This is a genomic window from Sphingomonas kyeonggiensis (assembly GCF_014204495.1).
GTDB lineage: Bacteria > Pseudomonadota > Alphaproteobacteria > Sphingomonadales > Sphingomonadaceae > Sphingomonas > Sphingomonas kyeonggiensis_A.
Map to the genome: position 1 here is coordinate 1,281,916 of NZ_JACHLN010000001.1, position 12,655 is coordinate 1,294,570.

Genomic DNA, 12,655 nt, shown 5'->3' on the forward strand with positions numbered 1-12,655 from the left:
CAAATTGAGTCGATTTCACGTCAAGCTGGGCGTTGATTGCTGCGAAACCCGTCGCTATAGGCCCTGCCTTCGAGCCGTTATCCGGAGACGTGGGTGAGTGGCTGAAACCAACGCTTTGCTAAAGCGTCATACGGGAAACCGTATCGAGGGTTCGAATCCCTCCGTCTCCGCCACCCTGGTAATGCGCTGATATTACTTATATTTCTAATGTGACCCCGGCCCAGCCGGCCCGATTCGCAGGTCTTGGCAGCCGCCGCCAAAGCGCTTAGGCAGGGATATGCCCAGCTGGCAGCCCAAAGCGTCGATCCCGCGCACAGAGAAAAAATCCCGCACCCGCAAGCCGCGGCCCCGGTCGCTGCGCCTGCACGGCACCGTTGCGCGCACTCTCGGCATCCGGATCGTCTCCGGCCAGATCACGCCGGGCGAGATCCTCGAGGGCGAGATCGCCGCGAGCGAGCAGTTCAAGGTCTCCCGCACCGCCTATCGCGAGGCGATCCGCATTCTCGCGGCGAAGGGGCTGGTGCACTCCCGTCCCAAGATCGGCACCCAGGTCAGCCCGCGCCGCGAATGGCATCTGCTCGATCCCGATGTGCTCAGCTGGATCTTCGCCGGCGAGCCCGATGATTCGCTGATCGAGAGCCTGTTCGAGCTGCGCCGAATCGTCGAGCCCGACGCTGCCCGCCTCGCCGCGCTGCGCCGCACGCCCGAGCAACTCGCCCGCATGCAGGAAGGGTTGGCGGGGGTCGGCAGGCATGGATTCGATTCGGAGGAGGGGCGATGCTGCGATGAGGCCTTTCATTCGGCATTACTTGAGGCTTCCGGCAATGATTTCATCATGTCGCTCACCAGCGGCGTCGCTGCCGCGATCGAGCTGACCACGGCGTTCAAGCAGCAGCACCTTCCCGCCCCGCACGACGCGCTTCCCGTCCACCTCGCGGTGCTCGAGGCGATCGAGGCGCAGGACGCCGACCGGGCGCATGACGCGATGGCGCGGCTGGTCGAGCGCGGCTTCCAGGACACGATGGAAGCGCGCGATCCCGCCAACAACGCCGTCGGCCGTCGCCGCGCCTGCTGATACGCGACAGCTTTTCTATCGCCCGCCGCAACAACCGTGCTGACAAGCGCATTTGCATTTTGCCATAGCGCTGCCTAAGTCCCGCGCGAGCGATGTTACCGCTAACTTAATTCGAAAGACAGGAGAGCAGGCATGGCGCTGACCGGCGATTTGTTCATTGCATCGAAGCGCGTTCACCGTGACGGACCGGGCTTCCAGGCCGTAGCCGCGTCGACCGGCGCGCCGCTGGAGCCGAGCTTCAGCGTGGCGACCAAGGAAGACGTCGAAGCCGCGACCGCCGCCGCCGAGGCTGCCTTCCCGATCTATTCCAACCTGCCGCGCGAGAAGCGCGCCGAGTTCCTCGAGGCGATCGCCGAAGAGATCGACGCGCTGGGCGAGACGCTCACCGAGCGCGCGATGCAGGAAAGCGGCCTGCCGCACGCCCGTCTCACCGGCGAGCGCGGCCGTACCTCGGGGCAGCTGCGCCTGTTCGCCAAGGAACTGCGCCTGGGCGAATATCTGCGCGCGCGCATCGATCACGCCATCCCCGATCGCCAGCCCGCCCCCAAGCCGGACCTGCGCCTGCGCATGATCCCGGTCGGCCCGGTTGTCGTCTTCGGCGCCTCCAACTTCCCGCTCGCTTTCTCGGTTGCCGGCGGTGACACCGCCTCGGCGCTCGCCGCGGGCTGCCCGGTGATCGTGAAGGGCCATTCGGCCCACCCCGGCACCTCGGAGCTGGTCGCCGGTGCGATCGAGCGCGCGGTTGCCCGGACCGGCATGCCCGCTGGCGTGTTCTCGCTGATCAACGGCGCGGGCAACGAAGTCGGCTCGGCGCTGGTCAGCCACCCGGTGGTCAAGGCAGTGGGCTTCACCGGCTCGCGCGGCGGCGGAACGGCGCTGATGAAGCTTGCCGCGAGCCGTCCGGTGCCGATCCCGGTCTATGCGGAGATGAGCAGCATCAACCCGGTCTTCCTGCTCCCCGCCGCGCTCGAGTCGCGCGCCGAGGCACTGGGCAAGGCCTATATCGGCAGCCTGACCATGGGTGCCGGCCAGTTCTGCACCAACCCGGGCCTGGTGCTCGCGCTGGAAAGCCCGGCGCTCGACCGCTTCCTCGCCGCTGCGACCGAAGCGGTGTCGGGTGCGGCAGCACAGACCATGCTCACCCCGGGCATCCTCAAGGCCTATGAGCAGGGCGTTGCCCGCTGGGCCGCCGCACCGGGGCTGAACCAGGTCGCGCAGGGCCAGGAAGGCTCGGCAAGCTGCGGCCGCGCCGCGCTGTTCACGATGACCGGCGCGGACTTCATCGCCGATCCGAGCCATGCCGAGGAAGTCTTCGGCGCCGCTTCGCTGCTGGTGCGCTGCGCCACGATCGAGGAGCTACTCAAGGTCGTGTCGCTGCTCGAAGGCCAGCTCACCGCGACGCTGCACCTCGACGATGCCGATACCGAAGTGGCGGCCCAGCTGCTGCCGCTGCTCGAGCGGCTCGCCGGGCGCATCCTCGCCAATGGCTGGCCGACCGGCGTCGAAGTGACCGACGCGCAGGTCCATGGCGGCCCGTTCCCGTCGACCGCGGATGGCCGCAGCACTTCGGTCGGCACGCTGGCGATCGACCGCTTCCTGCGCCCGGTCGCCTATCAGGACCTGCCGGCGGCGCTGCTGCCCGCGGACCTGCGCGACGGCGATGCGGGCATCCCGCGCCGCATCGACGGCAAGCCGACGCTGTAAGGGTCCACTTCCCCTCCCTTCCAGGGAGGGGAGTATGGGTTGTTCGTCCCACCCGCGGGACGTTCGGCCCGGAGCGGGTGCATGTCCGCTCACCGGATGCTAGCATGGAGACCTTCCCGCAACGGAGGATCTCCATGCGTTTCCTGCTTATCGCCACCGCTCTCAGCTTCGCCGCCCTGCCTGCGCACGCGCAGGAAAAGGACGAGGCGGGCGCCCGCGCCGCGGTGAACCATTATCTCGCCGGCCACGCGACCGGCAGCGCGGCCGAGTTCTCCGCCGCCTTCCACCCCAAGGCGATGCTCTACTGGAACCGCGACGGCGCCTTTGCCGAGCGGACCAGCGCCGAGTACATCGCCGGCGCACCCGGCAAGCCTGCCGCGGATGAAGCGCAGCGCAAGCGCTCGATCGAGAGCCTCGACGTCACCGGCAATGTCGGCATGGCCAAGGTCGTGCTCGATTATCCGAGCGTTCGCTTCGTCGATTATCTTTCGCTGGTGAAGGCCGATGGCGAGTGGCGGATCGTCAACAAGATCTTCCAGGCCGAACGCAAGGCGAACTAGGGCGTGAACCCACAAATGGCCGCTTCTGGCGAGAGTGGCTGAACGGCTGACATTGGGTGGATTGCGGTCGTTGACCTCATCCTGCTCGTGACCAACCTTCGGGCCATTCAGACCGCAGATACGGCCTGATCTGAGTGTCGGTTGGCAGCTTCCCACGCAGGCAGCGGAGCGATGCCTGAACTTCCCTGCGTGGCGCGATCACATGAAAACCATCCGTGTCCGTCAAGCGACCCGAATAATTGAAAACCTCAAACCGTGTGACCCCGCATCTCCTCAAGTCCTCCATTAACGACCCTTCGATCACGCGCGAGCCGTCGGTTTGAATGTATTTCCCCAACGAGAATGTGCCCTCGTCCCCAAACAGCACCACCGCATCTGACTGCCACTCCGGTTTCGCGGCGCAGCTCGTGAAGATCAGGCACAATGAGATGGCCAAGACCTTCACCGGGAAAGCGGGGGCAAGGTCCTCCATGCAGGGATGATGCACTGCTCTGCTAATGTCTGCAATCGGGGCGCTTGCCGCCAGGCAGCTTTATCAGTCTACGAACTAGCCAAAGGCCTGCTCGACGCTTCCCGCAGTACGGAAGCGGAAAGCGATGTCGTGGCGGTAGGTCTCACCCGGATCGAGCCGTGCCGAGGGGAATTCCGGCCGGTTCGGGCTGTCGGGGAATTTCTGCGGTTCCAGGCATAGCCCCTGCCGGGTGACATAGACCTTCCCGCTAGTGCCCGGCGCGCCGCCCGCAAGGTGGTTGCCCGAATAGAATTGCAGCCCGGGCTCGCCGGAATGGAGATCGAGCACCCGGCCCGAGCCGGGATCGAACAAGGTCGCGACGCAGCGCGGGGCACCATCGATCACGAAATTATGGTCATAGCCATGGCCGAGCGTCAGCTGGGCATCGTCCGCGCCTATCCGTTCGCCGACCCGCCGCGGAACCCGGAAATCGAAGGGCGTGCCGGTGACTTCGGCGAACGCGCCCGTCGGGATCAGTCCGGGGCCGACCGGGGTGGTGCGGCTGGAGGATATCCGCAGCAGGTGATCGAGGATCGTCGCGCCGCTCGCTTCGCCGGCCAGGTTGAAATAGGCGTGGTGGGTCAGGTTCACCACCGTCGGCGCATCGGTGGTCGCGGTCAGCGCGATGGCGAGCCCGTCCTCTTCCATCGTATAGCGCGCTTCCACTGCCAGCGTGCCCGGAAAGCCGTTATGCCCGGCCGGGCTGACATGGCGGAAGGTGACCGACTCCGCCGACTGCGCGTTGACTTTCCAGATCTGCTGGTCGAGCCCGAACGGCCCCGAATGGAGGCTGTTGGCGCCGTCATTCGCCGTGACGCGGTGCTCGACGCCGTCGAGCGTGAAGCGCGCGCCGCCGATCCGGTTGGCATAGCGGCCGGCGATCGCGCCGTAGAAGCGCGGATGGCCGCGATATTCCTCGATATCCGCGAAGCCGAGCACGACATTTGCCGGATTGCCGTGCCGATCGGGCACTTCCAGCGTGCGCAGTGCCGCGCCGAGCGTGAGCAGCTCGGCGCGATAGCGGCCGCAGGCAATCGCGACCGTCTCGATCGGATCGCCCGCGACCGTCGTCACTTCGGCATACCCGGGCAGATCGAGTTGGCGGGATCCGAGACGATCCGCGCGTCGGACAGGCTGAACACCAGCGGATCGGAGGCGGTCACCACCACCGGTGCCGACACCGCGTTCATGTCGGTGCCGTTCTGCTGGTAGCATTTGAGCAGGATCTTCACCGTGCGCCACGTGCCGGTCTCACCGGTGAACAGGCTGGTGGCATCCAGCCCCTTGCCATTGCCCATGCCGAGCGTCACCGGCCCGCCCGCCGCGCGATCGAGGCGATAGGTGAGGGCGAGCGACAGGTCGCCATTGGCTTCGCGGCCAAGGTTGATCGGCGCGCCGCCGCCGATGCTCAGTCGCGCCGTTCCGCCGGTCCAGCTCAGCTGCTGCGCGCCTTCCTGGGTCTGCGGACCGTCGATCGGCGCGCGGGTGATCTTCGATTCGGTGGCGAAGGAGAAGGGCTTGGGCGTAACGCCCTTGGCGAAATAGACGCTGGTGTTGAGCGACGAGGCATCGAAGCCCGGATCCTCGCCCAGCACGGCGACCTTGCCCGGCTTGGCGTAGCTCAGGCCATAGCCGAGCGCGAACAGCGGGTCATAGCCCGGCTTGCCCTTGTTGAGGGTGAACTGGCCGGCGGTCTTGGGCCAGCTGAACGACAGCGTGCCGTTGAAGTCCTTGCGCGGCTTGCCGGCCTTGTCGCCGATAATCACGTCGGCCACGCCCGCGCCTTCGCTGCCCGGCAGCCAGGCGGCAACGAACGCGTCCGAGGCGTTGATCTCCGGGTTCACCCAGAGCGGCCGGCCCGAGAGGAACACCGAAACAGTCGGCACGCCGGCGGCCTTGAGCTTCTTGAGCAGGGCCAGCGCCTGCTTGTCGCCGGGCTGGAATTCCAGCGTCGGGATATCGCCGCGCATTTCGGCATAGGGCTGCTCGCCGAACACGACGATCGCGACATCGGGCTTGGCGGTGAAGCTGCCGTCCGCCGAAAGCGTCGCGGTGCCGCCGCCGGCCTTCACCGCTTCGGCAATGCCCGAGAAGATCGTCTGGCCGTTGGGGAACATCGAATTGTCGTTGCCGTCGCCCTGCCAGCTCAAGGTCCAGCCGCCGGTCTGCTGCGCCATCGAATCGGCGCCCGGCCCGGCGACCAGCACGTTGGCGGAGGCCTTTACCGGCAGCACGCCCGTGTTCTTGAGCAGCACCAGCGACTTGGCCACCGCCTCGCGCGCCACCGCGCGGTGCTCGGCATTGCCCAGCACCCCGGCCTTGCCTTCATAGGGGCGGGCCGGATCGAACAGGCCGAGCTTCGCCTTGACGCGCAGGATGCGGCGCACCGCATCGTCGATGCGCGCCATCGGGATGGTGCCGTCCTTGGCATGGCGCACCGTGCTCTCGAACAGGCCCTTCCAGCTGTCCGGCGCCATCGCCATGTCGAGCCCGGCATTGAAGGTCTGGGCGCAATCCTCCTTGGTGCAGCCCGGCACCTGGCCATGGCCGTTCCAGTCGCCGACGACAAAGCCCTCAAAGCCCATCCGGCCCTTGAGCACATCGGTGAGCAGCGACTTGTTGCCGTGCATCTTGGCGCCGTTCCAGCTCGAATAGCTGGCCATCACGGTGAGCGTGCCCGCCTGGATCGCCGGGACATAGCCCTGCGCATGCGTCCTGATCAGCTCGTCCTCGGAGACGCGGGTGTCGCCCTGGTCGACGCCCTCGAAGGTGCCACCATCGCCGAGGAAGTGCTTGGCCGAAGCCGCGACCAGCCCCTTCTGGATACGATCCTTGGTGCCGGGCTCGCCCTGCAGGCCGAGGATCATGTCGGCGGCATAGGAGCGGACGACCGCGGGGTCTTCCGAATAGCCTTCATAGCTGCGGCCCCAGCGATCATCCTGCGGCACGGCGAGGGTCGGGCCGAACGCCCAGTCGGGCCCGGTCGCGGCGGTTTCTTCCGCCGTCGCCTTGCCGATGCGGCGGATCAGCGCGGGATCGTGCATCGCGCCGAGCCCGACATTGTGCGGGAAGATCGTCGCGCCGATCACGTTGTTGTTGCCGTGCACCGCGTCGATGCCGAAGATCAGCGGGATCGGGGCATGCTTGCCGCGCGGCTCCATCGCGACGGCGCGGAAGGCCTTGGCGGTCTCCACCCAGGGCATCTGCGGCGAACGGTCGGGCGCGCCGAGCGGCGGCGAGCTGCCGCCTGCCAGGATCGAGCCGAGCGGATACTGGCGCAGCTCCTCGGGCTTCATCGCGCCGATATCGGCCTGGATCATCTGGCCGACTTTTTCCTCCAGCGTCATCTGCGCCATCAGATCGGTGATGAACTTCTCGGTCGCGGGATCGACCAGGCCCTGCGAGCCGGCGGTCGGCCATTTGGCGGGATTGGCGACCTGCTGGCCAGACAGCGTTGTCGGCGCGTGCTGCGCAAAAGCGGGCGATGCGGCCCAGATCATGGTGGTCGACAGCAACAGCTTCAGGCCAGGCCGCATTTCACTCTCCTCTTTTCTTGTATCTGGTAGCGATAACAGAAGTTCATCGGGCGAGTCCACGCTCCAGCCAGCGCGCGGCTTCGTCGGGACTTGATTTGTTACTGTCGCGATCGACCATGTAATTGGCCTCGCGCATCCGCTCGACCGGGATCGCGCCGATCAGCGGGCGGAGCGCCGCCTGGAAACGGACATCGTCGGCGCGTTTCGGGGCGAGCAGCAGGATCGCGTCATAGCCGGGAATGGCGCCCTTGGGATCGGCGAGCACCGCCAGCTTGTCGGCGGCGATGCGGCCGTCGGAGGAGAAGGCCGGGATCACGTCCGCGGTGCCGCTCGCCAGCGCGCGGTACATGAAGGTCGGCTGATAGGGATGGGCGGACTTGAAGCTCAGGCCATAGGCCTTCTTCACCGCCGCCCATTCGGGCCGCTCGAGGAACTCGACATCGGTGGCGAGGCTGAGGCTGCCGGCGACCGGCGCGAGATCGGCGATGCTGGTGATCCCGCGCTTCCTGGCATCGTCGCCGCGCATCGCGAAGGCATAGGCGTTCTCGAAGCCGAGCGAACCGAGCAGCGTGACCCTGTGCTTGTCGCGCGCCCATTTAGCGACACCGGCGACGATCGCGTCGCGCGGCGGCACGTCGTCGCGCCGCATCTCATTGGTCCAGATCGTACCCGAATAGTCGACATAGACATCGACATCGCCGCCCGCGAGCGCGCTGAACGCTACCGCCGATCCCAGCCCTTCGCGGTAGCGGACCTTGTAGCCCGCCGCCTCCAGCCGGTGCCCGATCAGCCGGGCGAGGATATACTGTTCGGAAAAGCCCTTGGCGCCGACTGTGATGGTGCCCCGCGACGAGGGCAGGGCCGGGACAAGCGCTACGGCAACCGCGACCAGCAGGGTGCCGAGGCTCGCCCAGGCAAGCATCCGCCTGCGCCTGGCGATGCCATATTCGGCCAGCCCCAGCAGCCCGTCGACCGCCAGCGCCAGGCAGGCGGCGGCGATGCAGCCCGTCAGGACCAGCGACCAGTTCTGGGTCTGCAGCCCGGCGAAGATCAGGTCGCCCAGGCTCGGCTGGCCGACGGTGGTGGAAAGCGTCGCCGCGCCGATCGTCCACACCGCAGCGGTGCGGATGCCGGCCATCAGCACTGGCAGCACCAGCGGCGCCTCGACCAGCCACAGCTTCTGCGCCGCGGTCATGCCCACGCCGTCCGCCGCCTCGATCACCGCCGGGTCGATAGTGGCAAGTCCGGTCACGCCGTTCCGCAGGATCGGCAGCAGCGCATAGAGCGACAGCGCGAGCAGCGAGGGCAGGAAGCCCAGTGCCGGTATCCCGCCGCCCACCAGCGAGGAGAGCGAAAGCAGGATCGGGTAGAACAACGCGAGCAGCGCCAGGCTCGGGATCGTCTGGACCAGACTGGCGAACCCCAGAGCGATCCGTCCCACGACGCGGTTGCGCGCGGAGAGCACGGCCAGGGGCAGTGCGATCACCAGGCCCAGCAGCAGCGCCGCCAGCGCCAGCAGCAGATGCTGGGCAAGCAGCTCGGGTACCCGGGCGAGTGCGCCGCTCACGGCTCCAGCTCCGCCAGCCGGTGCGCCTGCGCGCGGGGTACCGCGACCAGTGCGTCCGCTGCGGCGCCGCCCTTGCCGGCGAGCAGGTCGCGCGGGGTGGCGTCGGCAACGATGCAGCCCTTCTCCATCACCAGCACGCGGTCGGCGAGCAGCAGCGCCTCGGCCATGTCGTGGGTGACCAGGATCGTGGTGAGCCCCATCCGGTCGTGCAGCGCGCGGATCGCCTTGCCGAGTCCGTCGCGCGTCACCGGATCGAGCGCGCCGAACGGCTCGTCCATCAGCAATATGCCCGGCCCCGTCGCCAGCGCCCGTGCCACGCCGACGCGCTGGCGCTGCCCGCCCGAAAGTTCATCCGGCATCCGCGTGGCCATGTCGGCAGGCAGCTCGACGAGTCCCAGCAGCTCGGTCACGCGCCCCGCGCTATCCTTCCCGCCGGCCAGCCTGAGGCCGATCGCGACATTCTCCCCCACCCGCATGTGCGGGAACAGCCCGACATTCTGGAAGACATAGCCGATACGTCGCCGCAGCTCCGGCGCGGGGCCGGTATCCACCGGCTCGCCGCCGACCAGCACCGCGCCTTCGCTCGGTTCGATCAGCCGGTTGACCATCTTGAGCAGAGTCGACTTGCCCGAGCCCGAGGCGCCGACCAGCGCGACGAAGCTGCCCGCCGCGACTTCCAGAGACACCTCATCGACGGCCTTCACGCCCCCCGGCCAGACCTTGCTGACATTTTTGAAGGTAACGGAGCGGCTTTGCTCTGGCATCGCGCAGCGTTGTGCGAGATGAAATGGCAAAGGTCAAAACAACAGGAGAGGCGGGGACATGGCAGCGAAGGCAATCTTCATCACCGGCGGCGGATCGGGCATCGGGCAGGCAGTCGCGAAGCATTTCGCCGCGCAGGGCTGGCTCGTCGGGCTGGCGGACGTCAATGCCGCCGGCCTCGAGGAGACCCGGGCGATGCTTCCCGCCGGCATGGCCACCACCCATGTGATGGACGTGCGCGACCGCGCCGCCTGGGCGAGCGCACTCGCCGAATTCACCAAGGCGAGCGGCGGCCGGCTCGATTTCCTGTTCAACAATGCCGGCATCGCGGTGGGCGGCCTGCTTGCCAACAACACCGACCAGGAGGTCGACAATATCGTAGGGATCAACCTGGTCGGCGTGATCAACGGCGCGCGCGCCGCCTATCCCTATCTCAAGGCGACGCCGAGCTCGTGCCTGGTCAACACCGCCAGCGCCGCGGCGATCTATGGTGGAGCCGGGCTGTCGCTCTATGCCGCAGTCAAGTTCGCGGTGCGCGGCTTCTCCGAGGCGCTGGACGGCGAATGGTATCCGGACGGGATCAAGGTCCGCGTGCTGATGCCGAGCTTCATCGACACGCCGCTGCTCGATTCGATGGCGCAGGGCAGCAACCAGACGGCGCGCGAAGTGGTGCGCGGCCGCGGCCTGGAATTCACGCCGCTCGACATCGTCGCCAAGGCCGTGTGGGATGCGCCGAGCCAGGAAAAGGTCCATGTCATCGTCGGCAAGACCGCGAAGCAGATGGCCTTTGCCCAGCGCTGGATGCCCGGCGCGCTGCGCAAGCAGATGCGCGCGAAGTTCGGCTAGGCCAGCAGCGCGTCGATCTGCTGCGCCATCTGGATGTCGCGGGTGGAGAGCCCGTCCGCGTCATGGGTGGTCAGCAGGATCTCGACCTTGTTCCACACATTCGACCATTCGGGGTGATGATCGGCCTTCTCGGCGATCAGCGCCACGCGGGTCATGAAGCCGAAGGCCTGGTTGAAGTCCCGGAACTCGAACTTGCGGGTGATCGCGTCGCGCTCCGCGTCCCAGGTCCAGCCGGGCAGCGCGGCGAGCGATTCCTCGCGAAGTCCATCCGTCAGCCGCGCAACCATCACTGCCTCCTTGCCGTAGCTCCGTTCCCCGGCCTATTCCGGGCGACATGACCGGGCAAGCCCCAGACGCCGCCATTATCGAGCGCCTCGCCCGCGCCGCCCTTGCGCGCATCCCCGAGCCTTTCCAGGGCTATCTCGCCGACATCGTGCTGGTGATCGAGGACTTCGCCGATGACGAGACGCTCGACGCCATGGGCATCGAGGATCCGTTCGACCTGACCGGCCTGTATCGCGGGCGCCCCGTCGGCGAGAAATCGGCCTGGGACGGGGTGACCATGCCCGACGAGATCCACCTCTATCGCCGGCCGCTGCTCGACGAATGGGTGCACACCAGCGTGACGCTCGAATCGCTGGTCAACCATGTCGTGGTCCATGAGGTCGGGCATCATTTCGGCCTGTCCGACGACGACATGCACGCGCTGGAAGACTCGGCCGAGTGACGCGCCTTGCCCTTGAAGGCGTGGCCTGCCTGCGCGGCGGGCGGCTGCTGTTCGAGGGGCTGGACCTGGCGCTCGCGCCGGGCGAGGCGGCGCTGGTCAGCGGGCCCAACGGCGTCGGCAAGTCGAGCCTGATCCGCATCGCCGCCGGCCTGCTCTCGCCGGCCGCGGGCAAGATCGAAGTCGAGGGCGAGATCGCGCTGATGGCCGAGGCGCCGGCGCTCGATCCCGAACTGCCGCTGGGCAATGCGCTGGGCTTCTGGGCCGGTCTCGACGGCCGGCGGGGCGCGGTGCCGGACGCGCTGGCCGCGGTCGGGCTCGCCGATATCGCCCGGGTGCCCGTCCGCATGCTCTCGACCGGCCAGCGGCGGCGTGCCGCGCTCGCACGGGTGGTGGCGAGCGGGGCGCCGATCTGGCTGCTCGACGAGCCCGCCAACGGGCTGGACGTGGCATCGGTGGCGCTGCTCGAAGGGCTGATCGCCGGGCACCGGGCGGCGGGCGGCATCGCGCTGGTCGCCACGCACCTGCCGATCGCGCTGCCCGATGCGCGCGAGGTTGCGCTGTGAGCGCCTATGCCGCGATCGTCTGGCGCGAGCTGCGACGGGCGTGGAGCATCGGCGGACTGGCGCTGCCGGTCGTCTTTTTCCTGCTCGTCGCGATCCTTTTCCCCTTCGCTGTGGGCCCCGATGCGAAGCTGCTCGCCCGCATCGCGCCGGGGGTGATCTGGGCGGCGGCGCTGCTCGCCGCGCTGCTCCCGGTCGAGCGGCTGGTCGCGCCGGACGTGGAGAGCGGGGTGCTGGATCAACTGGCGGTGCGCGGGCTGCCCGATGCCGGGGTCGCTGCCGCCAAGGTCGCCGGGCACTGGCTGGGCTTTGCCCCGGCGCTGCTCGTCGCGACGGTGATCGCCTCGGGCTTGCTCCAGTTGCCCGGCGAAGCGCTGGTGCCGCTGCTGCTTGCGCTGCTGATCGGCACGCCGGGGCTGGCCGCGCTGGGTGTCGCCACCGCCGCGCTGGTTGCCGGGCTGCGTGGGGCGGGGGCGCTGGCGGGGCTGGTGATGCTGCCCTTCGCCGTGCCGCTGCTGATCTTCGGTGCCACCGCCGAGCAGCCGGGCGCGCTCAAGCTGCTCGGGGCAGTGAGCCTGTTGCTGGTGGCGGGCTGCCCGTTCGTGGCGGGGGCGGCGGTACGAATGGGGCGGAACTAGATCCGTTTTGGAAGTACACGAAGTACAGGCCAAGCGCGGTTTTTTGCGGTCCTTATTCTCCAGCAGGCGCGCGTGTCGGATTGCGCCCTTGGTGGCGCCCTATTTTTCCAACCGGTCGGAGCGCCTGGCGGTCAATATTGGCGGAGGGTGCCGTCCTGCGGGGAGCGGT

Annotated in this window: 13 protein-coding genes and 1 tRNA gene; 8 read left to right on the forward strand and 6 right to left on the reverse strand. The window is 68.0% G+C overall.

Going from position 1 to position 12,655, the window contains the following annotated elements:
• The first annotated feature begins 83 nt into the window (after positions 1 to 83).
• From HNP52_RS06320 to HNP52_RS06335, 4 genes are all read left to right on the forward strand, one after another.
• Positions 84 to 173 (forward strand) — tRNA-Ser (locus HNP52_RS06320).
• Between the two features lie 104 nt (positions 174 to 277).
• Positions 278 to 1,075: a FadR/GntR family transcriptional regulator gene (locus HNP52_RS06325; protein ID WP_184163970.1), complete on the forward strand. Its 798-nt coding sequence runs from the start codon at positions 278 to 280 to the stop codon at positions 1,073 to 1,075.
• Between the two features lie 132 nt (positions 1,076 to 1,207).
• Positions 1,208 to 2,779: an aldehyde dehydrogenase (NADP(+)) gene (locus HNP52_RS06330; protein WP_184163973.1), complete on the forward strand. Its 1,572-nt coding sequence runs from the start codon at positions 1,208 to 1,210 to the stop codon at positions 2,777 to 2,779.
• A 134-nt stretch (positions 2,780 to 2,913) separates the two neighbouring features.
• A complete protein-coding gene (locus tag HNP52_RS06335; protein ID WP_184163976.1) occupies positions 2,914 to 3,339 on the forward strand; it encodes a nuclear transport factor 2 family protein in 426 nt (141 codons plus the stop codon).
• Positions 3,340 to 3,415: 76 nt separating this feature from the next.
• Here HNP52_RS06335 and HNP52_RS06340 read toward each other — a convergent pair whose 3' ends face one another.
• From HNP52_RS06340 to HNP52_RS06360, 5 genes are all read right to left on the reverse strand, one after another.
• Entirely contained in the window at positions 3,416 to 3,811 is a 396-nt protein-coding gene (locus HNP52_RS06340) for a hypothetical protein (RefSeq protein ID WP_184163978.1), read from the reverse strand.
• A 75-nt stretch (positions 3,812 to 3,886) separates the two neighbouring features.
• Positions 3,887 to 4,924 (reverse strand): aldose epimerase family protein, encoded by a 1,038-nt coding sequence (locus tag HNP52_RS06345; RefSeq protein ID WP_184163981.1) that lies wholly within the window; start codon positions 4,922 to 4,924, stop codon positions 3,887 to 3,889.
• Positions 4,921 to 7,386, reverse strand: a complete 2,466-nt coding sequence (locus tag HNP52_RS06350; protein ID WP_184163984.1) for a glycoside hydrolase family 3 protein — start codon at positions 7,384 to 7,386, stop codon at positions 4,921 to 4,923. The genes HNP52_RS06345 and HNP52_RS06350 overlap by 4 nt, the downstream gene beginning before the upstream one ends.
• A gap of 43 nt (positions 7,387 to 7,429) precedes the next feature.
• Entirely contained in the window at positions 7,430 to 8,953 is a 1,524-nt protein-coding gene (locus tag HNP52_RS06355; protein WP_184163987.1) for an ABC transporter permease/substrate-binding protein, read from the reverse strand.
• Positions 8,950 to 9,717, reverse strand: coding sequence for an ATP-binding cassette domain-containing protein (locus HNP52_RS06360; protein WP_184163990.1), 768 nt, complete (start codon positions 9,715 to 9,717; stop codon positions 8,950 to 8,952). The genes HNP52_RS06355 and HNP52_RS06360 overlap by 4 nt, the downstream gene beginning before the upstream one ends.
• Positions 9,718 to 9,775: 58 nt before the next feature.
• Between HNP52_RS06360 and HNP52_RS06365 the strand changes: the two genes are divergently transcribed.
• Positions 9,776 to 10,561 carry an SDR family oxidoreductase gene (locus tag HNP52_RS06365; protein ID WP_184163993.1) on the forward strand — a complete coding sequence of 262 codons (786 nt, stop codon included), beginning with the start codon at positions 9,776 to 9,778 and terminating at the stop codon, positions 10,559 to 10,561.
• On the opposite strand, the gene HNP52_RS06370 is transcribed toward HNP52_RS06365, so the two are convergent.
• Complete coding sequence (locus tag HNP52_RS06370) at positions 10,558 to 10,851, reverse strand: 4a-hydroxytetrahydrobiopterin dehydratase (RefSeq protein WP_184163996.1); 294 nt, start codon at positions 10,849 to 10,851, stop codon at positions 10,558 to 10,560. The genes HNP52_RS06365 and HNP52_RS06370 overlap by 4 nt on opposite strands.
• A 44-nt stretch (positions 10,852 to 10,895) precedes the next feature.
• Here HNP52_RS06370 and HNP52_RS06375 point away from each other — a divergent pair, with 44 nt between their 5' ends.
• From HNP52_RS06375 to HNP52_RS06385, 3 genes are read left to right on the forward strand one after another with little or no spacing between them, the layout of a single operon-like run.
• Positions 10,896 to 11,288, forward strand: coding sequence for a metallopeptidase family protein (locus HNP52_RS06375; protein ID WP_184163999.1), 393 nt, complete (start codon positions 10,896 to 10,898; stop codon positions 11,286 to 11,288).
• Positions 11,285 to 11,851, forward strand: coding sequence for a heme ABC exporter ATP-binding protein CcmA (ccmA, locus tag HNP52_RS06380; RefSeq protein ID WP_184164002.1), 567 nt, complete (start codon positions 11,285 to 11,287; stop codon positions 11,849 to 11,851). Before HNP52_RS06375 ends, ccmA begins: the two co-directional genes overlap by 4 nt.
• Positions 11,848 to 12,486 (forward strand): heme exporter protein CcmB, encoded by a 639-nt coding sequence (locus HNP52_RS06385; RefSeq protein WP_184164005.1) that lies wholly within the window; start codon positions 11,848 to 11,850, stop codon positions 12,484 to 12,486. The genes ccmA and HNP52_RS06385 overlap by 4 nt, the downstream gene beginning before the upstream one ends.
• The last annotated feature ends 169 nt before the right edge of the window (positions 12,487 to 12,655 follow it).